This is a genomic window from Pseudomonadota bacterium, assembly GCA_039033415.1.
In the GTDB taxonomy this organism is placed as follows: Bacteria; Pseudomonadota; Gammaproteobacteria; order Xanthomonadales; family SZUA-38; genus JANQOZ01.
The window spans coordinates 1-24376 of the sequence record JBCCCR010000051.1 but is presented as its reverse complement, the minus strand read 5'-3'; the positions used below and the strand labels follow the sequence as shown (position 1 = coordinate 24376).

Below are 24376 nucleotides of genomic sequence, written 5' to 3'. Positions count from 1 at the left end.
TGACCCCTACTTCGCTGCGGGCGTTTGGGATACCTGGGAAGTGCTGCCGTTCAAAGGCGTCGCCGGCGAACTGCTCGGTGGCAAGACATGGTAGCGGGGTACCCCCACCGACGGCGCAGCTTGACGATTGCACGCCCGCTCCGGCGAGGGGTATCAGCGGCGCTGCTGTGGCTTTGCGTGGGGCAGGCGGCCAACTCGCAGGACCTGCTGATCAGCGGCGCTGAGCTGGTGTCCGGGCAGGCTGCGCAGGAGCTGTCGTCACTCGGGCGGCAGGCCAGCCAGCAAGGGCAAACGCTGCGGGTTGTTGCGCCGGAGCGCTGGCACGCAATGATCGGCAAACAGCTGGCGGCAGCCGCTGAACCGGGCGCCGTGCGCTTCGAAGACAGCGAAGCGCAGAGCATCAGCATCTGGCTGGGTGAGGGCGACGATTTAGGCGGTGAGTCGGCCGCGCCGCTCGCGCCGGACGCCCCCAGAGCAACGACGCCTCGGCCCAGCGACGCTTCCCAGGCGCTTCGCGATTCGTCGCGCAGCCAGGTCGAGAATCTGAAGGTGGCGATCCCCGGGGCCGACGAACTGCTCGGTCGCCAGCGGGTTCAAAAGCCCGATCTCGGCCGTGCTCCCGGCGCGTCTTCGGATCAGCCGGTGCCGAATGAGGACTCGTCGGGCGGGCCAGCGGTGGCTGATTCGCCGCAGGTCAGCCAGTCGCCGGTTGTCGAACAGACATCAGAGGATTCCCCGCAAGCTGCGGAGCCAGCGAGCAGCGATCTTGCGCCCGCTGCCGCGCAGGCGGAACCGTCTACGTCGGTGGCGATCGCTGATCAGGGCCAAGACCTGGGAGATGAGGGTGATGAGCCGGCGAGCGCTGAGGAAACGGATGCGCTGACGCCGGAAAGCGTCGAGAAATCGGTCGCGGCGAAACAGGCGCTGGAACGTCGGGTGAACAGCGGTAAATCCATCGATGAGACCATCAGCAGCGCGGACCTCAAGCGGCGGGATCTGCTGTTTGTGATGGACGGCGTGGTTGCGGTGGTCCGGGCGGCCGGCACCCGAAACCGGGTTTACTGGCTGTCCGACAATCTGGATTTGAGCCGGCCCGAGCTGGAGCAGGAGTCTGCGAGCCGTTACCGGGTTCGCCGGACTCTGGAGCCCGCAGCTGCCGAGATCGATGTGTTGGCCCCTGGGCTGCTGAATGAAAAGGCCCGTATGGAGGCGCGGTATAACGGCGGCAAGAAAATTGCGCGGGAGCTGTCGATCGCTGCCCTAAGACCCGAAGACGTCTTATATATCGGCAATGGCGTCATTGTTGTCTCGCGGCAGGTGCAGGCTCGAACCAGACGATACTGGCTCAACGGGGAGCTTGACCTCACGCGTCGCGAGCTGGAGCAAACCGGCAACCGACGCTACCGAGTAGTTCGTCAGCTGCGCTGAGACGGTGTGAATGAAAAAATCGGCAGGAATGCCGGGTGCCCCGCTTCGGTAAGCGGGGCAGCCGGTGTCGCTCAGGCGGCGATGGAAGCGCGCATTTTTTTGAGCGCGTTTGCCTCGAGCTGGCGAATCCGCTCGGCTGACACCGAGTAGCGGTCGGCCAACTCCTGAAGCGTGATCTTCCGGTCTTCGAGCCAGCGGCTGCGGATGATGTCCTGGCTCCGGTCGTCGAGCTGATCCAGGCCTTCATAAAGCAGACCGTTGTTGTGATTCTCCAGGTCGTCCGCCTCGGCCAATAGCGCCGGATCGGTGACCGTTTTGCTCCGCAGGTAGCTCGTCGGGGAAGGCCGCGTGTCGTCGTCATCAACCGGGTTGTCGAATCCGATGTCCTGACCGGACAGCCGCGACTCCATCTCGACCACGACCTCGGGCTTCACGCCCAGGTCTTTGGCCACCGCCTGCACTTCTTTGTGGTTCAACCAGCCCAGCCGTTTTTTTGATTTACGGAGGTTGAAGAACAGCTTGCGCTGCGCCTTGGTGGTCGCGACTTTCACGATCCGCCAGTTGCGCAGAATGAATTCGTGCATTTCGGCTCGGATCCAGTGCACCGCAAAGGACACCAGACGAACGCCCTGATCGGGGTCGAAGCGCTTAACCGCTTTCATCAGGCCGATGTTGCCTTCCTGAACGAGGTCGCCGAGGGCAAGCCCGTAACCGGAGTAGCTGCGGGCGACGTGCACCACAAACCGCAGGTGCGCCATGATGAGCCCGCGAGCCGCCTCCAGATCACCGCTGTCACGGAAACGTCTGGCCAGCCCCTGCTCTTCGTCAAAGGTCAGTACAGGCACCTGGTTGACCGCGTTCACGTAGGACTCGAGGCTCCCGGTGGCCGAAGGTACGGGCAGATTTTTTGACACCAAAGCGGTACTCATCGCTAGCTCCAGTTTTAGCACTCTCGAATTAGAGTGCTAAGCGTCGGTTAAGTTCCGCCTCAAGACCAAAGCGTAGGATGAGGCGATCCAGAACCGGATCAACCCGAAACGTTAGCAAAAATCGCCGAAAATTTCTAGTCAGAAGGCGTTGGTCAACGTGCCGCCATCCATCGTCAGGGTGGTGGCCGTGGTGTAGCTTGCGCCGTCGGACAGCAGGTAGAGAATCCCTTCGACCATCTCTTCGGGCTGTGCATGGCGCCCGGCGGGGGTGTATTTGAGCATTTTCTGCACCTGAGGGTTTTCGGTGAGCGCTTTAGCTAGGCGCGTTTCCACCACCCCGGGGCAAACGGTGTTCACGCGAATGCCGTCCGGCCCATACTCTTTGGCAAAGCCGACGCTCATGTTGATCATCGCGGCCTTACTCATCGCGTACAGCAGGTGCTGGCGTGCCGGCTGCAGCCCCTCGATAGACGCGACGTTAACGATCGATCCGCCGCCGTTTTTCGCCATCAGCTTCACGGCTCGGGCGCTCAGGAAATAAGGTCCTTTGAGGTTCACCGCAAAGGTTTTGTCGAACGCCCACTCCTCGGCGTCGCCGGCCATGCCGAAATACGGGTTGGTGCCTGCGTTGTTGACCAAACAGTCCAGCCGGCCAAGCTCTTGCTCAACTTGACCCATGAGCTGATCGATCGCCTCGACCCGTCCGACGTGGCAGCTCATGACGGTCGCCTGGCCGCCATGCTCGGAGATCGAAGCGGCGACTTCGGCCAGCGAATCTTTGTCCCGGGAAACCAACACGACGTGGGCGCCTTCAGCGGCGAGCTGCGATGCCACCGCTGCGCCAATCCCTCGTGAGGCACCGGTGACCATGGCGATTTTGCTGCTGAAACGCTGCGGGTTCGATTGGCTCATAGCTTATTTTCCTGCTGCTGGATCCGTGACGAGAGCACGCGAGGTTAGCCGAGGGGCGGGGATAAAAAAAGGCACATCGAGCGAGGGGAGGGGAGGGGATTACTCGATGTGCCCCGACAAACTCCTTATGTCAGCCCGGCAGCCGAGCTGCACGAGGGCCGTCCTTTGCCCACCGCCTCCGTGAGGCGGTGCCAGGCCAGTCCGTTTGGCCAGGACTCAAAAGATACGGACGCCCCTGCGCCATTTCAAGAGATTTAAATGGTTGTATGAATGAATTCAATTCATCTAAATAACAAAACATTCACGTATTGCTCGGCCAGAAGTCATGATTCTAGGCTGGTAAGCATGAATTGGCTTCATTTCACGGGTTTTAGGCGGCCCGCTGGCGAGGGGTGGCTAGCGGCTTCGTTGCAGCCAGGGCCGTGGATCGATAGGCGTGCCGTTGCGACGCAGCTCAAAATAGAGCGCTGGCGCGGTTCGGCCGCCGCTCGCTCCGGCAGCGGCGATGATATCGCCGGGCCCCACCCAATCGCCCACTTCGCGATAAAGACTTTCGTTGAACGCGTAGAGCGTCAGATACCCGTCCCCATGATCAACGATGGTGAGCAGACCGAAGCCTCGCAGCCAGTCGGCGTAGGCGACCCGGCCGTAGGACACCGAGCTCACCGGGGCCCCCGGCTCAGCCTCGATCAGCATGCCGAAGCGGTGCATTCCGTCCGCTTTGGCGGCACCAGCGCCTTTGACAATTCGACCGGCCACCGGCAGCTGCAGGTGGCCGGCGGGTGTGGGTAGCCCCGAAGCCGCATCCAGCTGATCGGGAATATCGGCAAACAGCGTTGCCAGTTCTTCCAGCAGCCGGTTGAGCCGCTCCGTGTCAGCGCGCAGCTCCTGCGAACGCTGCTCCTGACGATCGATGGCTGCTCGGAGCGCCGCGGCCGCCCCGGCACGCTGGCGCCGACTGGCCTCCAGCGCCTGCTCTTGCAGCTGCAGCTCGCCGCGCTGCTTCTCCATCCGCTCGCGTACCCCGGCGGCTTCGAGACGGACTGCCAGGAGATCCGCCAGGCCTTCGCGCAGCCGGGTGAGCTGCTTCGACCTGGCCTGCGCCAGGATTCGCTGAAAGTGCAGCTGCCGTGCGGCGGTCGAGAACTCATCGATGCTCAACAGGGTCCGCAGGCCAGACCCCCGACCGCTGATCCAGGTCCTGCGAACCAGGCTGGCGAGGCGACCGGTTTCCGTCGTCAGCTCGCTCTGCAGTTCGCTGGCGCGCTGTTCGAGCCGCGAGATCTCCTCGCCCTGCTTTGCGATCTGATCCGTCAGGGTTGCCATCGATCGTCGGGTCGCGCTGATGTCCTTCTCGACGGCCCGCAGGGCAGCGGTTTCCCGAGCGTAGCCGGATTGGCTGGCTTCCACCTCCCGCTGGACCTGTGCCAGCTTGCGACGCGCCTCAGCGAGCTGCTGCTCGAGCTGCTCCTGATCCTGGGCCCTGGCATCCGGGGTGAAAATGCTTGCCGCGGCGACGGCGAGAATCAGCGCAAGAAACGGCAGGGCGGCCCGAGACTTTCGTCTACCCTGGCAGCCCCGCGCACCCATGGGCGCTGCGGCGCAACGGCGACGGAGTTTTCCCCGAGGGCGGCCCTGCCATGCACGCGTTTGCCTGGCGGATTGGGCCCGTATGATCGACGGTGATCCGGTGCAGGGCTCTTGATTGGCGGTTTTTCGCCTATACATGCACAATTGCCGGCTGAATTTTGCCAAACTCAAGATCCCCGATGCTCGAACGCTTGCCCGAATTTGCTTCCAATCATCCGCTGCTGATCGTCATGTTTGCGGGCCTGGTGGTCGCCTTGATTGTGACCGAAATCCGGCACCTGAAGCGAGGGTTTGCTTCGTTGAGCCCGGCGCTGCTGACCCAGCTCATCAACCGTGCTGACCCGGTTGTCATCGACGTCAGCGCGAGCGCTGATTTTGGCCGGGGGCACATCGTTGGCGCCCGAAACATTTTGCCATCGTCGATCGAGCCGGCAAACAAACCGCTGAAGGACTGGAAAGACAGCGAGTTGGCGGTTTACTGCAAAAACGGCATGGTGTCTGAGCAGATTTGCCGCAAGCTGGTTAAAGCCGGCTTCAGCAAAGTTCACTGGCTGCGGGGCGGGCTGACGGCATGGGTTGCCGATCAGCTGCCGGTGACTCGCGCGAAGAAATGATCTCGATCCAACACTGATTTACTGACCAACCTACCGAAGGAATTACCATGGCTGAAGAAGACAACGCAGCGGGCGCGCAGCCTGAAGCGGCGCAACAATCGCGCTTTACGGTCCAGAAACTCTTTCTGAAAGACGTTTCGTTCGAATCGCCGGGCGCTCCCGGCATCTTTGCCGAGCGGGGAGAGCCCGAGCTGAAGATGAATCTCCAGCAGCGCGTTCAGGCCGTGGGTGAAGGCCAGTATGAGGTGGTGCTGATCGTGACGGTGACCTGCAAGCTGGGTGACAAGACGGCATACCTGGCGGAAGTGCAGCAGGCCGGCATCTTCGGTCTGGAGGGCTTCGAGCAGGAGCAGCTTCAGGCGACGCTTGGCGCCTACTGCCCGACTATCCTCTTTCCCTACGCCCGTCAGCAGGTGGCTGAGCTGGTGTCTCACGGCGGCTTCCAGCCGCTGCTGCTGCAGCCGGTCAACTTCGACCAGCTCTACGCTGATCAGGTCCGCAAGCGCTTCGAGCAAGCTCAGGCTGGCGGCAGCGCCTGAGCAGCGGCTGCTTGAACGATTCAAGCGTTCCATTCTGTGTCCTGGGAGCTGGCTCCTGGGGCACGGCGCTGGCCATGCAGGCCGCTCGCAGCGGTCGCCCCGTGCGGCTCTGGGGAAGGTCGGCTGAGCAGCTTCAGGCGATGGCGGCGGACCACGCTAACCGCCAATACCTTCCCGGCTTTCGTTTTCCTGATTCTCTGACGCCTGAGCCTGAACTGGCGCGCGCCGTTGCCGGCGCTCCGCTGGTGATGATCGCGGTGCCCAGCCACGCATTTGCGACGACCCTGAAGTTGGCGGCCCCACTGCTGGCAGCGGGAGCCCGAATCTGTTGGTCGAGCAAAGGCTTTGAACCCGATACCGGTCGGCTGCTGCACCTGGTGGCTCAGGATTTGCTGCCTGCTCACGACAGCGGCGCCATCCTGACCGGGCCCTCGTTTGCCCGCGAGGTGGCGGCAGATCTGCCCACCGCCGTGACGGTGGCATCGCCGGATGCCGGTCTGGCCGAGGACATCGTGCGCGTGTTCCACCACGGCAGCTTTCGCGCCTATCGAACCGACGATATTGTCGGCGCAGAGCTCGGGGGCGCCATGAAAAACGTGATGGCGATCGGCACCGGGATCGCCGACGGCATCGCTCTGGGGACGAATGCCCGCGCGGCGATGATCACCCGCGGCCTGGCCGAAATGATGCGGCTGTCCGACGCGCTCGGAGGCCGGCGCGAGACGCTGACCGGGCTCTCCGGCATGGGTGATCTGGTGCTGACCTGTACCGGAGATCTGTCCCGCAATCGCCGCTATGGCTTGGCTCGCGGCGAGGGACGCAGCCATGAGGAGGCGCTGCGGGAAATCCAGCAGGTGGTCGAGGGGGTCGGGACAGCGCAGGCGCTGTTGAAGCTTGCCGCTGCTACCGGCGTTGAACTGCCGATTTCAGAGCAGATCTATCGGATCGTGACCGGCGAGATCACCCCCCGCGACGGCGTGCGCAACCTGATGTCCCGCGAACCGCGCATCGAAACCGACTAACGGGCTGTTGAAAAAGCCAACCGTGGCCCATGATTATGGAGATGGCAACAACGCCAAGTGAAAAATGCGATTTTCACTTGGCTCACATTTTCCATGGCTCGTAGCCATGGAAAATGCCGGCACATCCATGTGCCGAACGCAGCGTGCCGAATAACCGCGTTTTTCAACACACTGCTAGGCGTAAGGGGCCGGCGTTCGATCGTCGTTCCTGCAACCCCGAAAAGCTCAACCCCACGAAATTCCGCGAGTCTCGGGCATCCCCAGACGCTCGCCCAGCAGCGGCCTTTTCCCCGTCGGCTATACTTGATCTCGCGAAGGGGATCGGGGATCGATGATGGAACACGTCTGGTTAACCGTGCTGGGGCTGAGCGGGCTGCTGACCCTCGCGGTGCTGGTTTGGCCTCTGGCCGCACGCTTGAGCTTTCCTTATACCGTCATGCTGGCGGCGATTGGCTGCGCGATTGGTTACCTTGAGCACAGCCTGGGCCAGGGTATGAATATCGGCATATTCAGCGACATGCTGGACGCCCTGCACGCGCTGGATATCACCTCCGAAACGATCCTGTTTGTTTTTCTACCCGCGCTGGTCTTTGAGTCGGCGCTCGCCATCGACGTACGCCGACTGATGGAGGACATCGCCCCGATCCTGATGCTGGCAGTTGTGGGCCTGCTCATCTCAACGGTGTTTGTCGGGCTGGTCCTGCAGGCGGTGACCGGCATGGCGCTCCTGGTCTGCCTGCTGCTTGGCGCCATCGTCTCCGCTACCGATCCGGTGGCGGTGGTGGCGATCTTTAAAGATCTCGGGGCGCCCAAGCGTCTGGCGATCCTGGTTGAGGGTGAGAGTCTGTTTAACGACGCCACAGCAATCGTGGTTTTTACCATCCTGTCGGCCATGGTGCTCGGTGAGTCGGACGCGGGCGCCCTCGCCGGCATCGCGGCTTTTGCCAAGGTGTTTTTTGGCGGCATCGCGGTAGGCTACATCCTGGCGCGGATTTTCACTGGCCTGATGGAGTGGCTGGGGGACGCCGTGCTGCCCCAAATTACCCTTACTCTGACGCTGGCTTACCTGTCGTTCCTGCTCGCCGAGCACTACCTGCACGTCTCAGGCGTGATGGCTGTTGTCACCGCTTCGCTGGTGCTCGGTTCGCGCGGGCGCAGCATCTTCAGTCGCGACGGCTGGCACGAGATGGAAGGTGTTTGGGAGCAGGTGGGCTTCCTGGCCAACTCGGTGATCTTTGTGCTGGTCGGCATTGCGGTGCCCGGGATTCTGGCTGAGTTCACCACAACGCACTTCCTGTGGCTGGGGGTGCTCGTGCTGGCCGCATTCACGGCCCGGTTTGCCCTGATCTTTGGGCTGGTGCCGGTGCTGTCGAAGCTCGGCTGGGCCCAGGCCGTGGCGGTAGGCTACCGTGCCGTAATGTTCTGGGGTGGTCTGCGCGGCGCTGTTTCGCTGGCGCTGGCGCTGGCCGTGATGGAAAACGAGGGATTTTCGCCAGAGGTTCGCAGCTTTGTGGGTACGCTCGTGACCGGCTTTGTGCTGGTCACCCTGGCGGTGAACGCCACCACCGTACAGCTGGTGATGAAAGCTTTCGGGCTGGATAAGCTCAGCGCGGTGGATCTGGCGGTGCGTGACCGGGCGCTGAGCCTCGGCCTGGCGGGGGTGGGTGAGAGCCTCAGCGATGTGGCCCGGTCTTCTGACCTGCCCGACACGCTGGCCTCCAAAGTGTCTCAGCCCTATCAGAAGCGGGCTAAGCAGGCGGCTGCCCAGTCCGGCGGCGAGGCGGCCACCATCAGTCATGAGGCGTGGCTGCAGGTGGGGTTGAAAGTGATGACCGCCCGCGAGCAGCAGGTTTACCAGGAGCAGCTGGACCAGGGGCTGATTTCCTCGGAAACCATGCGGCGGCTGCTGCGCGGGGTCAACGACCTGCAGGACGGCATCAAGGCCGACGGTCGACCGGGTTATGAGGCGGCCGATGCCAATACGCTCAAGCTCGGATGGCAGATGGCGGCAGCGGCGCAGCTTCAGCGCCGGCTGGGGCTGACGGGCCCGCTGACCCGCCAGCTCGCGCAGCGCTTTGAATACCTGCAGGCGACGACGATGGGCCTGCGGAAACTGGCTCAGCAGCAGATGGTGAATGAGCTTGCTCAGCCCGAGCTGGCCGTTGAGCTCGCCGCGGTGCTACAGGAGCGGCTGAGCGAACACAGCGCGGCGCTGCAGTGCCTGCGCGCGGCCTATCCGGAATACGCGGCCGGTCTTGAGGAGGCGCTGCTCGAACAGATTGCGGTGCGCCTCGAGTACGCGGAGTACAAAAACATGCGGGCCCAGTCGGCGATCAGTAAGGAGGTGTACAGCGATCTCAAGCGGGAGGTGGACACCCACGCGGCCAAGATCCAGCGCCCGACCCTCGACCTGGGGCTCGAGGCCCAAAAGCTGGTTCAAAACATGCCGTTTTTTGCCGGCCTGCCGGAAGATCAGCAGAAAGAAGTCTGCCGGATGCTGAAGCCCCGGCTGGTCCTGCCGGGAGAGCAGGTCATCACCCAGGGGGAGCGAGGCGACTGCATGTACTTCATCTCCTCTGGCGCTGCCCGGGTGGTGCTGGACCCCGCTGACGTCATCCTCGGCCGCGGTGACTTTTTCGGAGAGATGGCCCTGCTGGAAGACGCTCCGCGTAAGGTCAGCGTCGTCTCCGAGGGCTTTACCGACCTGCTGACGCTGTTCACCAAAGACTTTCGCACGCTGCTCGCGCGCCATCCCGAGCTGAAGTCAGAAATCGAGGCGGTCGCCCGAGACCGCGCCTGACGCCGGCGCGGTGGCGACCGCTGAGCGTCGTCAGGCCGCGAGAAAGCGGATGACGGCGTCGGTTACCTGCTGCGGCTGCTGGGCATGCAGCCAATGGCCAGCGTTGGCGATGGTGGCCATCGTCGCCTGGGGAAACTGCGGCGCGCAGCGTTCCACGATGTCGTCCGGCACGTAGTCGGAATCCCCGCCCCGAAGAAACATCACCGGGCCGTCGAAACGCCCCTCGATCGTGGGGAAGCCGCTGACGGTTTCCAGCGCAGCCGCCACCACGGGAAGATTCAGCCGCCACTGCCAGCCTTGGTCTCCGCGCCGCAGATTCTGCAGCAGAAAATCCCGGATGCCGCGTTCCGGAATGACCGGCGCCAGCGCGCTGTCCGCGTCAGTGCGCGATGCGAGGCGGGTTAAATCGATGTCCATCATGGCCCGCGTGTAGGCGGCGAAGCCAGACCGATTGGTCAGCGGCGCGCTGTCCATCGCCATGACAGCGCGGATTGCGCCGGAATGCCGCAGGGCCGCCGCCAGCGCGGCCTTACCGCCCATGCTGTGGCCGATCAGACAGGCGCTTCCACCACAGTGATGCCGGATGAAGGCCGCCAGGTCATCGGCCATCGCCGGGTAGTCCATCGTGTCGCTGTGCGGTGAGTCGCCGTGATTACGCAGGTCCACCAGCCACAGGCAGAATGCGTTCTGCAGTTTTCGGGCGATGCTCTGCCAGTTACTGGCTGACCCGAAGAGCCCGTGAACGATCACAACGTGTGGGTGATCAGGATCTCCGAGCTGGCGAAAATTCAGATCCAAGGACTGATCAGCAGGTAGAGCGCGCCGGCGAAGATGGCGTATTTGAGGAGGTAATAGAGCGGCTTGTTGAGCGTTTTGATCTTCTTGCCGATTTTGCGCAGCGGATAGACCACTCCGAACACCCGATTGAGGAACCCCACCGGCTCGTCAGGATGATTCCGGCTGCTCGATGCCGCCATCACCAGCCGCCCGAAGAGGTGGTTGAACCACTGCGCGAAGCGGTTGCTCATCGGGCGTTCGATGTCGCAGAACAGGATGATCCGGTCGCTGTCGGTCTGGTTCTCTGCCCAGTGGATGTAGGTCTCGTCGAACAGCACGTGCTCGCCGTCGTGCCACGCATACATCTGCCCATCGACGAAGATGCGGCAGTCGTCGTTGTTGGGGGTAACCAGGCCCAGGTGGTAGCGCAGCGACCCGGCAAAGGGATCCCGGTGCCGCATCAGCTGACCGCCGCCTGGCAGCATCGCAAACATGGCGCCCTTGAGGCCCGGCAGCTGCTTGAGCACCGCCACGGAATTCGGGCAAAGCGCCTCCGCTGAGGGCAGCGACTTGCCGTACCAGGTGAGGTAAAAGCGCTTCCACCCGCGACGGAAAAAGGAGTTGAATCCGACGTCATCCAGCTTATCGGAGGCCCGGACCTCACCGTCCTCATGCAGCGCGCGTGCTTCGTCTCGAAACACTTCCCAGTTGTCCTGAAGCATTTTGAGCTGGGGAATCAGCTCTGTATCCAGATACGGTCGGTTCGGGACCGCGGAAAACAGATACATGAACGCGTTGACCGGCGATAGGAAGGTCGTGAAGGACGTGAGCTGGCGCAGCGGGCTGAAGCGCACCTGGCCGCGAAAATGCACGACCGCGCCGCAGCCGGCAATCAGATACAGCAGCAGCATGCCCGGGGAAAGGAGGAAGCTGGTCACGTCTCCAGTTTACCGGATCTGGTTCGTCACTTCCCCGTCAAATCCGAGCTGGCGCCAGGCCTCATAGACACCGATTGCCACCGAGTTTGACAGGTTGATGCTGCGCGACGCTGGCACCATTGGAATAGTCAGCGTGGCGTGGCAGCCGCTTAGAATCCCATCGGGCAGGCCGCGGGTCTCTGGGCCGAACAGGAGAACGTCGCCGGGCTCGTGCCGAAAGTCGGAAAACCGGCGGCGGCCCCGTGTCGAGTAGGCGATCAGCCGACCATGCTTGGACGTTTGCTGAAAGGCGTCCCAGTCGGTATGCCGGGTCACGTGAGTCAGTGAATGGTAATCGAGACCTGCTCGCTGCAGCCGTCGGTCATCCCAGACAAAACCCAGCGGGCCAATCAGATGGAGCGCCGCGCCGGCGTTGGCGCAGAGGCGAACAATATTGCCCGTGTTTTGCGGTATCTCCGGCTGGTATAGCGCGACCTCAATCTCGCTGCTGTGCATGGTCTTCCGGCTCCTTCTCCCGGCGCCGGCCGATCCGATACCGGACAAAGCTGTAAAGCGCCGCGCCAAACAGCGCCCATCGAAGCCCTTCGAGCCAGGCCAGGGTCGGCCCGCCGCTGTCCAGCTTGAGGGACAGGGCCAGATAGCCAAAGGCGCAGGCAAAGCAGCTGGTCAGCCAACCGTGCGTACGGGCGGCAAACCGGTGCGTCAGCCAGATCAGCACGGCCAGCCAGGCCAAGCTGAATAAGCCGATCAACGCTTGCTCAGGCATGGGTCGATGGCGCCAGGGCTGCAGCTGCGGCGCCTCGCAGCTTCTGTGCCCAGCGTTGGTAGATCGCTGAGCCGGGGTGCAAGCCGTCCAGCGCATATTCGTCGGGGGCCGCTCCGCGGGTGAGGGTGGTGATGTCGACGAACAAGACGCCGGCAGACTCGCTGCGGGTCTTCTTGACGGCGTTGTACGCGTCGATTGCCGAGCCGTTTTTGGTCCTGTCGGCGCCCCGGGACAGCGCAAAAGGCGTTTGGCTCCAGTCCGGGATAGACACGACAATCACGCGGGCTGGATCGTTGCCCGCCAGGCTAATAGCGGCCGTGAGCAGGCCCGCAAAGCCCGCCTGGAACCGCTTCAGACTGCGGCCGCGATATTGATCGTTGACCCCAATGGAAAGAAAAACCAGCTTAAAAGTAGTCCCAGGCACCCCGGCATCCCGGACGAGACCCAGCCCCGGCTCACCCGCCAGCGCAGCGGCGAGCTCGTCGGTGGTCCAGCCGGTGGTTGCGAGGATTTGCGGCGGCGGAAGCTCACGGTCCAGGTCCTGGTTGAGCAGGCTCACCAGCTGGGCAGGCCAACATTCGGCGGGGGGGACACCCTCGCCAACCGTGTATGAATCGCCGAGGGCGAGCACCGCCGCCTTCGGCGCGGCGCCGTCAACCATCGCAGCAAAGGCGGCGACCGGCGGAGCCTTCACTCACTGGCCATCTCACCGAGGAGTGCCTCGATGCGTTCAAAGGCGGAGCCCAACGTTTCCGGGTCGGGCAGAATGGTCAGACGCAGCGCGTCAGTCTTCGGATAGTGGAAGCTGCTGCCCGGCACAACCAGCACGTGGTACTGCTCCAGCAGCCGCATCGCAAACTGGTGATCATCAAAGTGGTCCAGGCCTCTGACGGTCGGAAATATGTAAAGGGCGCCGGCGGGCGCCATCAGGTCGAGCCAGGGACTTTTTGCCGCGGCTTGGATGGCCGTTCGGCGACTTTCGTAAAGCCGGCCACCCGGCCGAATCAGTTCCTGGACGCTCTGGTAGCCGCCGAGCGCCGTCTGCACCGCCCACTGGCCCGGCACGTTGCTGCACAGCCTCAGCGAGGCCAGCATTTCCGTGGCGATCAGAAAGTCCTCAGCGCTGGATCGGTTACCGCTGGTGATGCTCCAGCCCACCCGGTAGCCGCACGCGCGGTATACCTTTGAGAGGCCGCCAAAGCTGATGCACAGCGTGTCGGTCGCCAGCGTGGCCATCGGCACAAACTCCGCGTCATCGAACAGCACCTGGTCGTAGATTTCGTCGCTCATCATGACCAGCTGATGGCGCTGCGCCAGTTCGGCCATGGCTTCCAGCGTGCTCCGCGGATAGACGGCGCCCGTGGGGTTGTTGGGGTTGATGACCACCAGCGCCCTCGTTCGGTCGGTGATCAGGCTTTCCAGCGCCTCCAGGTCCGGCTGGAAATGGTTTTCCGCCGGGCAGGGGTAGTGCACCGCTTTACCGCCATTCAGCGATACGGCGGCGGTCCAAAGGGGGTAGTCTGGCGACGGAATCAAGACTTCATCCCCGATGTTGAGCAGCGCACGCAGGTGCAGGTCGATGAGCTCGCTGACGCCGTTGCCCATGATGACGTCATCGACCGTCACGTCCATGATGCCGCGGTTCTGCTGCTGCATGACCACCGCTTCCCGGGCTGGGAAGATGCCTTTCTGGTGGCAATAAGCCTCGCTGCTCGACAGATTTTCGATAATGGCCAGGCGCATGGTTTCCGGGGTGCGAAAGCCGAAACGCCCCGGGTTGCCGATGTTGAGGTGCAGCACTTCGTAACCCTGCCGATCCAGCTCCTGAGCGCGCCGTGCCAGCGCACCCCGGATCTCGTAACGGACATCGTCGAGCTGCTCGCTCACGGCGATGTGCGGTTGTGCGTTCATGCCTCGGCCCCCCCGCGCCCAGCAAGCAGCGCAACGGCGCCGAGTATGCCGAAGAAAAGCTCCACCGCCAGGGCAATCCAGGCCATCTGTGGGGTTGGTCCGGTCTCCGCCACGATGCCGACAATCCGGCCCCCCGCCAGAGCGCCGTAGCTGGCAAAGACCAGCCAAAGCCCCGCCCGTCGGTAGGTGCGGTCAATCGCAAACTTCAGTAAGAGCAGCCCCAGGCCGATCTCTAATCCACCATAAAACGCCCGAATTTCGATACGGTGCACCGTTTCGGGGGCCAGGATGATGCCAAAGCGCGCCAGGGCCTCGAGCGGCGTCGCGAGAATCCAGCCGCCGAAGACGAGAAAGCCGATGCCGGCCAGGACGATCAGCAAAATGTTGAAGTTGTCGAGTAGCTTCATCAGTATTTTTGGTAAATAATTGATTTATCTATGGATCAAGCTGAAGCAGGGACGTTAGTTGAATCGTTGGTAAACCGCAATGTATAGCAGGAAAATACAGACAATTCGTGTTTTGCTCGCCGCCGCCACGCTGATGACAGCCGGGGCCCAGGCCGCTGTGGTCAATCTCGACTGGGATACCGCCGTATTCCCCACCGGCGGTTCCGACATCAACTACGGCGTGGGGACCGTCAACTTCAACCTGGCCCACACGGGCGCGCAGCCCGCGAGCCGGCCCATCGAGGCGGGCACCTACAGCGCCAGCGGCGGCTTTGGCGCGGGCAACAGCATTCTCTATGGTGCCACCGCCGGCGTGCCGGTCACGGTCGACCTGACCTTCAGCGAGCCGGTCACCAGTCTGCAGCTGTCGCTGTACGATGTCGACAACGCTGATGTTGTCACCGTTAGCGCCTTTAACGGCGCGGCCAACATCAGCGGCTCGGTGGGTCTTGCCGCCGAGTCTGGGACACCGACGTTTACACTGGCCGGCACCACGGCCACCGGCGCCGGCGCCAACTCGCCCGGCAACTCCACCAACGGCACCCTCAACGTCACCGTCCCCGGGCCTTTCACCCGACTCCAGGTGGTGGGCTCGACGACCGCCGCAACGTCTTTTCTTTTTTCGGTTTCCGATCTGACGGTGACCACACCCGATCCGCCGGCCGCCATCTGTTCCACCGCGCTCAGCCGGCTGGACTGGGACAATCAGGCGTATCCTGCCGGTGACCTCAGCCCGTCGTTCAACGTGGCGGACGTGGACCCGTTTCCCGACGTGGTCTTTGACTTTTCGCACAGCGGCAACACCGCTGATCTCGGGGTTGGCTCGCCGGGTGAAGTGCTGAACTTCACCAACACCGCGTCGATTGGCGGCGGCGGGGCCATGATCAACTATTTCCATGATCCGGACCCCAACTCCGATTCGCAGCGCATCGGCTCGGTGATCAGTTTCAGCGACACGCTCCAGGACGTGCGGTTTTCCATTGCGGACATCGACTCAAACGTGGTGGCAGAAGACTTCGCGGACCAGGTCACCATCGTTGGGCTGCTGCCCGGCGGCGGCACGGTTGTGCCGATCTTTGAGGCCGTTTCCAGCGGCGCAACCTACGGTTTCTCAGGCGCTTCTGTGAACGCGCACGTGGGCTTTGACGACGGAACGGACGATAGTCCGCGATCGGCCGTCAACGTTTACTTTGATCAGGACATCGTCGGAATTCAGATCGACTACGACGATCTGGGGCCTAATACGTGGGACAGTTCCCGCGCCGTTTTGCTGTCGGACCTGCTGTACTGCCCGCCGTCGTCGGTGCCGGTGACGCTGAGTTTCTTTACCAGTAAACGCAGCGATGGGAGCGTGCTCGCGAGCTGGCAAACCGCATCGCAGTCGATGCACGCGGGCTTTGAGCTGCGTCTGCTGAACGGTGCACAAAAAGCCGTCGCGAGCAAAACCGTCGCCACCAACCATCAGTGGTCGACGGAGGTGGAGAACTACGCGGTTAAACTCGCCGGCGGCGGCGACTCGCTGCTGCTTCTCAGTCACGATATCGACGGCGCCGTGCAGGAGTTTGGGCCCTTTCCGCTCGGCAGCAGCCACGGAGCGCGCCTCGAACCCAACCCGATCAACTGGGACGAGCTCAGCGGTGAGCTGGCCAGCGAACTGGCGCTGCGAGGGCTTCGGCATAAAGCCGGTATGGGCCTGGAGCGAACGAGGCCGATCGGTGCCAAGGGCATTGCGCAGGCGGTATGGCTGGAGGTTTCAGCGACCGGTATTCACCGGGTCAGCTTCGAGGATCTAGCGATGGCCGGCGCGGACTTCGGGGGTTTAAGCGCTGATCAGCTAGCCCTGAGCTTCCGGGGTGAGGGCGTGGCCCGCTGGGTCAACGTGGCGGATCCCGTCAGCGGATTTTCACCCGGTGACAGCATCGATTTTCTGGGTCAGCAGCCTAGCGGTTTGGACGGCCTATATCTGAACAGCTATCGCTATCGGCTGGATCTCAACAGCGCGCTGGTGGTGCCGGGGCAGGCGTTGGGCGGTCGAGGGCAGGGCGTTGCGCCAGCCACCTATCAGCACGTTGAGCGGATCGAGGAAAACAACGAGTACCAGCCCGCTCACCCGACGGACGACCCCTGGTTTGACCAGGAGCTGTCGACGTTCGGCTCGGGCTTCTCCGATGTGCTGGTGCCGGTCAGCCGGTTGGCGGCGGGTCAGGTGCGACTTCGCCTGGATCTCGTGGGCCTCACCGATTTCACGACCGCCCCCGACCCAGATCACCATATCCAGGCTTCCTTCAACGGCGGCAGTGTTTTTATTGATGCGCGAACCGACGGTCTGACCGAGTGGGTGCTTGAGGCGGCGGTGCCGGCAGGCGACCTGTTCGACGGCGACAATACGCTGCGCCTGGAGCTGCCGGGCGACACCGGCTTCCCGTTCGATATCGTGAATCTCGAGGCCTACACCCTGACGTATCCCCGAGAGTTTGTGGCCATCAACGATCAGCTCACTTTCGACGCTGCGGCGACCACGCTGGCCGTCAGCGGCTACAGCAACGATCAGCTGGTCGCTTACGCGATGGACGACTCGGGCACGCTCCTGAAGCTCGAGCCCAGCCTTGCAGGCTCAGCCCCGGATTTCTCAGCAGTTCTGGCTGGTGCGGGTGCGGACCCGGAAAGCCTGTTCCGGTCGGGCTTCGAAGACGGTGACAGCCTCAGTGAGGCCCCGGACGCGGTGCCGGCCACCTATTACGTTTCGACGGTCGGGCGCCTGGCTCGACCCGCGGTCTCGGTGGCGAATGGGGGCGTGGCGGTCGACGTCAGCGCGTCCACCACTTACCTGATCATCGCGCATCCCGCTTTTATCGGCGCTGAGCTCGATGCTTACGTGGCGGTCCGCCGGGCGGAAGGATTCAACGTTCAGGTCGTGAGTGTCGAAGACATCTATGAACGGTATGCGTTCGGCATGGCGCTGCCGTCCGCGATTACCGAATTTGTTCGCCAGTCGGCCGCTGCAGCGCCGCTTGGCCACGTGCTGCTGGTGGGTGCGGATTCGTTCGACTATCGCAACTTCAGCGGAGTCGGCTCGATCAGCTTTATTCCCACGACGTATGCACCCACCAACAAGTTCGTGAACTACACGCCCAGTGATGGGCTGCTGGTTGACCTCGATGGTGATGAGGTGCCGGATCTGCCCGTCGGACGTTGGCCGGTTCGCAGCGTGGCCGAGCTCGGCGTGCTGGTCGACAAAACGCTGGCCTACGACAGCAGCGGGCTGGCGGCGGCCCAGAAAGCGGCCCTGGTCGCCGGCCTGTCCGATCCCACAATTCCGCCGTTTTTTCAGCAGGCCCAGCGACTCGGTACGCGGCTGCTGGATGCCGGGGGAACACCCTGGTCCTTACAAACGGAAGTCTTTGTCGATGCGCTCGGCGTGGCACCCGCCCAGCAGGCGCTGCTGGACGCCATCAACGACGGCCAGACCATGACGATTTATTCCGGCCACGGTGCCGCTGACATGTGGGCCTTCGAGGGGCTGCTGACGCCCGCGCTGGCCTCGACCCTCAGCAACGCGGGTGAGCCGACGCTGATTATGCCGCTGACCTGCTACACCACCTACTTTGTCGATCCGTCCAGCAACACGCTGGCGTACGCGCTGCTCAACGGCGGAGATTGGGGCGCGGCTGCGGTACATGGGGCAGCTACCCTGAGTATCTATGGTGACAACGAGGCGCTCGGCAGTCGAATTGTGGACGATATGCTGCTCAATGGTTTCACCCTGGGCCAGGCAATCAACGCCGCCAAGCGCGATCTCTCGCGGGAGAACTTCAGCCGGTACCGCCCGGTGATCATCAACTGGGCGCTGCTCGGCGATCCGACGCTCAAGGTGGTTCCCTGAGGAAAGCCCCGGCCGCGCGTGCCAAGGAGCGATGGGTCCAAACGACTGATTCGAGATCTGATGGCCGCTTCGCTCAAGCGGCGGTTGTCACCACGAGCGGTTCGGCTACACTGCGCGGTCGCATACCAGCGATCGGCGGATGGCCCGCAGCCGTCCATCGTTTGCTGATGGATCGCCACAGGACACCGCATGTTGAGTTTTCCTCTGCTGCTTTTCGGGGCGCTGACCCAAGACCCCGAGCTGCCGACCATTCGGGTGCTCGCCCAGCGACCTGACCGGCTGTTGGACACGCCGCAGGCGGTGACGGTGCTGCGCAGCAGCCAGGCAGAGCCCGGTGCAACCCATCCGAACGAATTGTTCGACGCGGTGCCGGGAACCTGGGTAAGCCGCGGTAGCGGGCAGGAGCACCTGACCGCCATTCGGTCGCCGGTCCTGACGGGCGCCGGCGCGTGCGGCGCTTTCCTGCTGCTGGAAAACGGTGTGCCGATCAGGCCGCCCGGCATCTGCAACGTGAACAACCTGTTTGAGCTCCACACCGAAGCTGACGCCGCGGTGGAGGTGGTACGGGGTCCGGCGTCTGTCCTTTATGGCTCCAACGCGCTGCATGGCGCCATCAACCTGCAACACCCGGTGCCGGAGGCAACCAGCCCCGCAAGCGTCACCCTGTGGCTTGGGTCTGACGACTACGAGCGGGTTGACGCGAGCTGGTCCGGCGGCGCGTCCAATCATGCGGTCCGGGCGGATCTCACGGGCGCCAGCGCCGGCAGCTTTCGTGACGCTGAGGGGTATGACCAGCAAAAACTCTCCGTTAACTGGCGTTGGAGCGGTCGGTCGGTGGCGGTTGATTCGCTGCTTGCGGCCAGCAATCTGAACCAGGAAACGGCCGGCTTCATTTTCGGCAACAACGCGTTCGCTGACACCGAACTGCGCCGCAGCAACGTAAACCCGGAAGCCTTTCGCGACGCTTCGTCGGCCCGGCTGAGCAGCCGGGTAAGCTTCGCTGCCGGCCCGTGGGACATTCAGCTAACGCCTTTTGCCCGCTACTCGTCGATGACGTTTCTGCAGCACTTCTTGCCTGGCCAGCCGCTGGAGGAAAACGGGCAGCACAGCTTTGGCCTTCGCGGGCTGGCGCGGCGGGAGTTGGCGGCAGGGACGCTGACGGTCGGCGCCGACGTTGACTGGGCTGATACGTTTCTGCGTCAGACACAAGACGGGTTGACGCAGGGTTCCGAGTTTCTCCAGGAGACCCGGCCACCGGGTGTTCACTACCGCTATGACGCCAAAGCCCTCACCGCTGCCGCTTTTGTTCAATGGACACAGCGCTGGCGCGACTGGACGGTGCAGGCGGGTTTGCGGGGTGAGCGAAGCCGCTACCGCTACGACAACCTCGCGCTCGACGGCAACACGCGCGACGACGGCAGCGCCTGCGGCTTCGGCGGCTGCCTTTACAACCGGCCGGCAGACCGGCGCGACAGTTTCACGGATGTGGCGCCCAGGCTGAGCGTCCAGCGGGCCCTAGGTGACGGTCAGCAGCTCTATCTTCGTGTTGGCCGAGGCTTTCGAGCACCGCAGGTGACGGAGCTTTATCGACTGCAGCGACAGCAGTCGGTCGCAGACCTGGACAGTGAAAAGCTGACGACGGCGGAAGCAGGCTATCGTCACAGCAGCTCGCGGGGTTACCTGGCGCTTGGCGCCTACTACATGAGCAAGCGGAATTTCATCTTCCGTGATTCGGCAGGCTTTAATGTGAGCGACGGCCGGACGCGCCACCTTGGCCTCGAACTCGAAACGGCCCTCAGGCTCGGTGAGCGATGGCGGCTAGACGGTGCCCTGACCCTGGCGCGGCATCGCTACGGATTCAGCCGGAATGCCGGCGGGGGCGAGGTGATCAGCGCAGGCAACGAAATCGACACCGCGCCCTCGTGGCAGGCACAGGTCTCGCTGAGCGGGGAGGTAGCGGGGACTCAGGCCCGCCTGCAGTGGGTGGGGCTCGACGGTTACTTCCTCGACGCCGCCAACAGCCAGCGCTACGGAGGGCATCACCTGCTGCACCTGAACCTGCAGCGCGAGCTGGAGGGGTTCAGCAGGCGCTGGCAGGTTCAGGTCAGACTGCAAAATCTAGCCAATCGCCGCTATGCGGAGCGGGCCGACTTTGCCTTCGGCAACCTGCGCTACTTCCCTGGCGCAGGCCGCACGGTCTTGCTGGGACTGACTACTTCTTTTTAGCAGGCTCTGCTGCCAGCAGCTGCGGTTCAATCGGCAGGAGGGCTTCAGCGACGTTCTCTTCAAAGTGCGCCTTGAGCTGGAGGCGAACCTCGACCGCCATTTCTTGAGCCAGCTGACGCTGAGCTTCAGCGGAAATGACCGCCATCTCAGAAAGCGCTGATTCGCGGATAGACTGTTCCATCTCGCTGGGTCCGGTGGCTGCGAGCAGCAGCATTGCCATAATCGTGTTCATATCCATTTCCTTATGTCCTGGTTAATTACGACGTTTAATAAGCAAGGGCTGTGCCAAAAAAATTAGCGCCTAAAAACAGTCAGTTAAAAATTTTTCACGAAAAAATAACACACGATATTTCGTAAAAAACGAAATTACGCTATTAAAAATAGCTAATTGTCGTAAATTTACGTATGCTGGCGTGATGAAAAAGCAAGGTTTTGCCAGCTGGATGTTCCAGCACGCGCCACTGATGGCTGTCACCACCGATAGGGAGGGCCGGGTGATCAACGCCAGCGCCGCGCTGGCACAGCGTCTGGACTACCGCGTCGAGGCGCTGATCGGTCGTCGCGTTGAAACGCTGCTGAAACCCGAGAGCCGTCGCCGGGTGCTGACCGAGCTGCGTCCCCAGCTCCATCGCAGCGGAACGTTAAAGGATGTCCACGTTACGCTCGAGCGACGCGGTGGACGCGGAGTACCCGTGGCGGTAGCCAGCGTCACCCGTCGCTGGCCGGACGGCCGATTTCGCCAGGTGTTTTCGGTATTCGCCGAAATCGGTGATCAGGCGGCGCTGCACGAGCGGTTTCTGCGCCTCTACCGGGCCTCGCCCACGATGCTGCACACCTTTGATGACAACTGGCGCATCGTGGAGGTCAGCAATCAGTGGCTCAGCCGCCTGGGCTACCAGCGCCGGGAAGTGATCGGCAAACCGCTGCACGATTTTTATACCGAGGACACCGTTCGGGATTTGAACGAAGGCCGGCTCAAGCTGCTGGTTGAGCTGGACGAGTACACCAACGTGCCCCGCCAGATGAAACATCGTGATGGTCGGGTGATTGAAGTGCTCTCCTCCGCGGCCATCGATCGCGATGAGAGCGGCGCGCCGCTTCAGGTGCTGGTCGCCTCAAAGGACATGACCGAGCGCAACGAATCACGGCGCCGGCTCGAGAAGGCGCTGGAGGAGAACGCGCGTCTGCGCACGCAGCTCGAGCAGGAGCGCGACTACCTTCGTGAGGAGGCCCATGTGGCCATGAACTTCGGCCAGATTGTGGGTTCAAGTCCCGCGCTGTCGCGTCTGCTGCACGGCATCGAGGCCGTAGCCCGAACGCCGGCAGCCGTGCTGATCACCGGAGAATCGGGAACCGGCAAGGAGCTGGTGGCGCACGCCATTCATCGTCGCAGCGACCGGGCGGAGCAGCCGCTGGTAAAGGTGAACTGTGCTTCGGTGCCGAAAGAGCTGTTTGAAAGCGAGTTCTTTGGGCACGTGAAAGGCGCGTTTACCGGGGCCCACCGGGACCGAACCGGGCGTTTTCAGCTGGCGGATCAGGGAACCCTCTTTCTGGACGAGCTGGGCGAAATCCCGCTGGAGCTGCAGGCCAAGCTGCTGCGGGTCCTGCAGGACGGTGAGTTTCAGCGGGTCGGTGAGGATACGACTCAGAAAGTGGACGTCCGGATATTGGCGGCAACCAACAACGATCTGAAGCAGGCTGTTCAGCAGGGCCGCTTCCGCGAGGATCTGTATTATCGATTGAGTGTTTTCCCCTTGGAGGTGCCACCGCTGCGGGACCGCCTGGAGGATATACCGCAGCTCACCAGCCACTTCCTGCAGCAGATTGCGACGGACTTTGGGCGCGAGCCGCTGACCGTCAAAAACGCAGACATGCAGCGGTTGATGTCGTACCCCTGGCCCGGCAACGTGCGCGAGCTGCGGAATGTGCTGGAACGGGCTGTCATCGTTTCCCGCGGACGCCAGCTTGAGCTGAACCTTCCCGACGCCACGGCAACGCCCGTGCGAACCGAGGCGCCCCGCCCCGAAGAGGCTCCGCGCTACCGAACCGAGGCCGAAATGCGAGAGCTCGAGCGAGCGAATCTGGTGGCGGCCCTGAAGGCTGCAAGCTGGCGTGTCTCTGGCCCTGCCGGAGCGGCGAAGCTGCTCGGTATTAAGCCCACCACCCTCAACAGCCGGCTACGCGCCATGAACGTCGATGTACCAGCCCTGCGCCGAGGTCGACCGGCGGTGGCAGAACCGGCGGACACAGGGCCGGGCGGCGAGGGCGCTGAGGCACCTTGAAATCTTGTATATTGGGCCCATGACGTATTCCAGGCTTTTGGCGTTCGTTTTGCTGCTGACCTCGACCGCTTTGGCGGGCTGTTCGCGGTGGGCGTTGCCCGAGCACAACGAAGGCGGTTGGTTTTGCAAACCCGATTCCGCCATACGCTATCGAGGACGACTGCCGGAGGGTGCCGTCAGCGCAAGGCCCGCTCCACCGCACGGCAGCTGCCGACAACCCTAGCGCGGCTGACGCGAGACAGCCCAGACTAAGGCTCAAATTCAGGAATTTCGAAACATGAATCAGGATCCCGTTGCGACGATCGAGTCGCTGCTCAACGAAAACCGCGTCGTGCTCTTTATGAAAGGCACACCCCAGGCGCCCCAGTGCGGCTTCTCAGCCACCGCTTCCGGCATTCTCAATTCGCTGGTGGACGACGGCTACGCGACGTTCAACGTGCTTGAGGACAATGAGGTGCGAGAGGCCATCAAGTCGTATAGCGACTGGCCAACCATTCCCCAGCTGTACATCGACCGCGAGCTAGTCGGCGGGAGCGACATCGTGTCGCAGATGTTCAACTCCGGCGAGCTGCACCAGATGCTGGGCAAAGAGCCGCCAGATCGCACGCCGCCTGAACTGCACATCAGCGAAAAAGCCGCTGAGGCGATCCGACAGGGCATGGAGAGTCAGCCGGGCGCTGATCTTCACTTCAAAATCGACGAATATTGGCGCTGTCAGTTTTCGCTTGAGCCGGCGTCCGGTGATGAGATCCGCAGCGAAGCGGGCGGCATCACCTTCCACATGGACATCAACACGGCGCAGCGTGCCAAGGGTGCCAAGATCGACTTCGAGGACACCATGCAGGGCACGGGCCTGACCATTGACCTGCCCGAGGCGCCGCCGCCGGTGCTGGCGCTGTCGGTCACCGACCTCAAAGCGCTGGTTGACGCGGGTAACGCGCCGACGGTGTATGACGTGCGTCCGGCCAGCGAGCAGGAGCAGGTGTCACTGCCGTTTACGACGGCGCTGACCCGCGAGGAAATGCAGACGATTAACGCGCTGCCGAAAGACACCCCGATCGCCTTCCTGTGCCACCACGGCCGCTCGAGCGCGGGAACCGCAGAACATTTCCGCAAACAGGGCTTCACGAAGGTCTACAATGTTACGGGCGGCATCGACGCCTGGTCGAAAGAGGTAGACAGCGCAGTCCCTACCTACTGACCAAAACACTATTTCTCCAGGATCAGGCGCAGGCCAAGCGCGCCCAGTAGTGTGGCTGCGATGCGATCAAGCATCGGCTTAAGGCGAATGTACCCGCGCCGTGCCGGAGCTG

The 24376-nt window shown here is 62.9% G+C and carries 20 protein-coding genes; 9 read left to right on the top strand and 11 right to left on the bottom strand.

The genetic code is table 11. The features are described 5' to 3' along the window. The first annotated feature begins 120 nt into the window (after positions 1-120). Positions 121-1428, top strand: coding sequence for a hypothetical protein (locus tag AAF358_25990; protein ID MEM7709027.1), 1308 nt, complete (start codon positions 121-123; stop codon positions 1426-1428). Positions 1429-1499: 71 nt separating this feature from the next. Here AAF358_25990 and rpoH read toward each other — a convergent pair whose 3' ends face one another. The 3 genes from rpoH to AAF358_25975 form a co-directional block, all read right to left on the bottom strand. Next, positions 1500-2357, bottom strand: a complete 858-nt coding sequence (gene rpoH, locus AAF358_25985; GenBank protein ID MEM7709026.1) for an RNA polymerase sigma factor RpoH — start codon at positions 2355-2357, stop codon at positions 1500-1502. Positions 2358-2495: 138 nt separating this feature from the next. Beyond that, positions 2496-3269, bottom strand: coding sequence for a glucose 1-dehydrogenase (locus tag AAF358_25980; GenBank protein ID MEM7709025.1), 774 nt, complete (start codon positions 3267-3269; stop codon positions 2496-2498). A 396-nt stretch (positions 3270-3665) separates the two neighbouring features. After that, positions 3666-4859, bottom strand: coding sequence for a peptidoglycan DD-metalloendopeptidase family protein (locus tag AAF358_25975; protein MEM7709024.1), 1194 nt, complete (start codon positions 4857-4859; stop codon positions 3666-3668). A gap of 179 nt (positions 4860-5038) precedes the next feature. Between AAF358_25975 and AAF358_25970 the strand changes: the two genes are divergently transcribed. The 4 genes from AAF358_25970 (at position 5039) to AAF358_25955 (ending at position 9834) form a co-directional block, all read left to right on the top strand. Further along, positions 5039-5473 (top strand): rhodanese-like domain-containing protein, encoded by a 435-nt coding sequence (locus AAF358_25970; protein MEM7709023.1) that lies wholly within the window; start codon positions 5039-5041, stop codon positions 5471-5473. 47 nt (positions 5474-5520) lie between these two features. Next, positions 5521-6012, top strand: a complete 492-nt coding sequence (gene secB, locus AAF358_25965; protein ID MEM7709022.1) for a protein-export chaperone SecB — start codon at positions 5521-5523, stop codon at positions 6010-6012. An 11-nt stretch (positions 6013-6023) separates the two neighbouring features. After that, on the top strand, positions 6024-7034 hold the full coding sequence (locus AAF358_25960; GenBank protein MEM7709021.1) for an NAD(P)H-dependent glycerol-3-phosphate dehydrogenase: 1011 nt from the start codon (positions 6024-6026) through the stop codon (positions 7032-7034). Between the two features lie 331 nt (positions 7035-7365). After that, the gene (locus AAF358_25955; GenBank protein MEM7709020.1) at positions 7366-9834 is read left to right on the top strand and encodes a cation:proton antiporter; all 2469 of its coding nucleotides are present in this window, start codon (positions 7366-7368) and stop codon (positions 9832-9834) included. A 30-nt stretch (positions 9835-9864) separates the two neighbouring features. Here AAF358_25955 and AAF358_25950 read toward each other — a convergent pair whose 3' ends face one another. Genes AAF358_25950 through AAF358_25920 form a run of 7 tightly spaced genes read right to left on the bottom strand, consistent with a single transcriptional unit; the run spans position 9865 to position 14633 of the window. Further along, positions 9865-10632: an alpha/beta fold hydrolase gene (locus tag AAF358_25950; GenBank protein ID MEM7709019.1), complete on the bottom strand. Its 768-nt coding sequence runs from the start codon at positions 10630-10632 to the stop codon at positions 9865-9867. Then, positions 10623-11522 carry an aspartyl/asparaginyl beta-hydroxylase domain-containing protein gene (locus AAF358_25945; GenBank protein MEM7709018.1) on the bottom strand — a complete coding sequence of 300 codons (900 nt, stop codon included), beginning with the start codon at positions 11520-11522 and terminating at the stop codon, positions 10623-10625. Before AAF358_25945 ends, AAF358_25950 begins: the two co-directional genes overlap by 10 nt. Before the next feature lie 36 nt (positions 11523-11558). Further along, positions 11559-12044: a tRNA (cytidine(34)-2'-O)-methyltransferase gene (locus AAF358_25940; protein ID MEM7709017.1), complete on the bottom strand. Its 486-nt coding sequence runs from the start codon at positions 12042-12044 to the stop codon at positions 11559-11561. After that, positions 12025-12315, bottom strand: a complete 291-nt coding sequence (locus AAF358_25935) for a hypothetical protein (GenBank protein MEM7709016.1) — start codon at positions 12313-12315, stop codon at positions 12025-12027. The genes AAF358_25940 and AAF358_25935 overlap by 20 nt, the downstream gene beginning before the upstream one ends. Continuing rightward, on the bottom strand, positions 12308-13009 hold the full coding sequence (locus tag AAF358_25930; GenBank protein MEM7709015.1) for a GDSL-type esterase/lipase family protein: 702 nt from the start codon (positions 13007-13009) through the stop codon (positions 12308-12310). Before AAF358_25930 ends, AAF358_25935 begins: the two co-directional genes overlap by 8 nt. Then, complete coding sequence (locus AAF358_25925) at positions 13006-14226, bottom strand: aminotransferase class I/II-fold pyridoxal phosphate-dependent enzyme (GenBank protein MEM7709014.1); 1221 nt, start codon at positions 14224-14226, stop codon at positions 13006-13008. Before AAF358_25925 ends, AAF358_25930 begins: the two co-directional genes overlap by 4 nt. Next, entirely contained in the window at positions 14223-14633 is a 411-nt protein-coding gene (locus AAF358_25920; protein ID MEM7709013.1) for a DUF4345 family protein, read from the bottom strand. Before AAF358_25920 ends, AAF358_25925 begins: the two co-directional genes overlap by 4 nt. 79 nt (positions 14634-14712) lie before the next feature. On the opposite strand from AAF358_25920, the gene AAF358_25915 reads away from it, so the two are divergent. Continuing rightward, the gene (locus tag AAF358_25915; GenBank protein MEM7709012.1) at positions 14713-18555 is read left to right on the top strand and encodes a C25 family cysteine peptidase; all 3843 of its coding nucleotides are present in this window, start codon (positions 14713-14715) and stop codon (positions 18553-18555) included. A 189-nt stretch (positions 18556-18744) separates the two neighbouring features. Next, the gene (locus AAF358_25910; protein ID MEM7709011.1) at positions 18745-20781 is read left to right on the top strand and encodes a TonB-dependent receptor; all 2037 of its coding nucleotides are present in this window, start codon (positions 18745-18747) and stop codon (positions 20779-20781) included. Here AAF358_25910 and AAF358_25905 read toward each other — a convergent pair. Next, positions 20768-21013, bottom strand: coding sequence for a hypothetical protein (locus tag AAF358_25905; GenBank protein MEM7709010.1), 246 nt, complete (start codon positions 21011-21013; stop codon positions 20768-20770). The two genes, AAF358_25910 and AAF358_25905, sit on opposite strands and share 14 nt — an antisense overlap. Before the next feature lie 184 nt (positions 21014-21197). On the opposite strand from AAF358_25905, the gene AAF358_25900 reads away from it, so the two are divergent. Both AAF358_25900 and grxD read left to right on the top strand, forming a co-directional pair. Beyond that, a complete protein-coding gene (locus AAF358_25900; GenBank protein MEM7709009.1) occupies positions 21198-23063 on the top strand; it encodes a sigma 54-interacting transcriptional regulator in 1866 nt (621 codons plus the stop codon). 277 nt (positions 23064-23340) lie between these two features. Then, the gene (gene grxD, locus AAF358_25895) at positions 23341-24264 is read left to right on the top strand and encodes a Grx4 family monothiol glutaredoxin (protein MEM7709008.1); all 924 of its coding nucleotides are present in this window, start codon (positions 23341-23343) and stop codon (positions 24262-24264) included. The last annotated feature ends 112 nt before the right edge of the window (positions 24265-24376 follow it).

What these genes read in the sequence shown, in the direction of transcription:
- secB (MEM7709022.1), top strand. Translation starts at nt 5,521, where the DNA reads ATGGCTGAAGAAGACAACGCAGCGGGCGCGCAGCCTGAAGCGGCGCAA.
- AAF358_25905 (MEM7709010.1), bottom strand. Translation starts at nt 21,013, where the DNA reads ATGAACACGATTATGGCAATGCTGCTGCTCGCAGCCACCGGACCCAGC.
- AAF358_25945 (MEM7709018.1), bottom strand. Translation starts at nt 11,522, where the DNA reads ATGCTGCTGCTGTATCTGATTGCCGGCTGCGGCGCGGTCGTGCATTTT.
- AAF358_25970 (MEM7709023.1), top strand. Translation starts at nt 5,039, where the DNA reads ATGCTCGAACGCTTGCCCGAATTTGCTTCCAATCATCCGCTGCTGATC.
- AAF358_25900 (MEM7709009.1), top strand. Translation starts at nt 21,198, where the DNA reads ATGAAAAAGCAAGGTTTTGCCAGCTGGATGTTCCAGCACGCGCCACTG.
- AAF358_25955 (MEM7709020.1), top strand. Translation starts at nt 7,366, where the DNA reads ATGATGGAACACGTCTGGTTAACCGTGCTGGGGCTGAGCGGGCTGCTG.
- AAF358_25975 (MEM7709024.1), bottom strand. Translation starts at nt 4,859, where the DNA reads ATGGGTGCGCGGGGCTGCCAGGGTAGACGAAAGTCTCGGGCCGCCCTG.
- AAF358_25940 (MEM7709017.1), bottom strand. Translation starts at nt 12,044, where the DNA reads ATGCACAGCAGCGAGATTGAGGTCGCGCTATACCAGCCGGAGATACCG.
- rpoH (MEM7709026.1), bottom strand. Translation starts at nt 2,357, where the DNA reads ATGAGTACCGCTTTGGTGTCAAAAAATCTGCCCGTACCTTCGGCCACC.
- AAF358_25915 (MEM7709012.1), top strand. Translation starts at nt 14,713, where the DNA reads ATGTATAGCAGGAAAATACAGACAATTCGTGTTTTGCTCGCCGCCGCC.
- AAF358_25980 (MEM7709025.1), bottom strand. Translation starts at nt 3,269, where the DNA reads ATGAGCCAATCGAACCCGCAGCGTTTCAGCAGCAAAATCGCCATGGTC.
- AAF358_25935 (MEM7709016.1), bottom strand. Translation starts at nt 12,315, where the DNA reads ATGCCTGAGCAAGCGTTGATCGGCTTATTCAGCTTGGCCTGGCTGGCC.
- AAF358_25920 (MEM7709013.1), bottom strand. Translation starts at nt 14,633, where the DNA reads ATGAAGCTACTCGACAACTTCAACATTTTGCTGATCGTCCTGGCCGGC.
- grxD (MEM7709008.1), top strand. Translation starts at nt 23,341, where the DNA reads ATGAATCAGGATCCCGTTGCGACGATCGAGTCGCTGCTCAACGAAAAC.
- AAF358_25910 (MEM7709011.1), top strand. Translation starts at nt 18,745, where the DNA reads ATGTTGAGTTTTCCTCTGCTGCTTTTCGGGGCGCTGACCCAAGACCCC.
- AAF358_25925 (MEM7709014.1), bottom strand. Translation starts at nt 14,226, where the DNA reads ATGAACGCACAACCGCACATCGCCGTGAGCGAGCAGCTCGACGATGTC.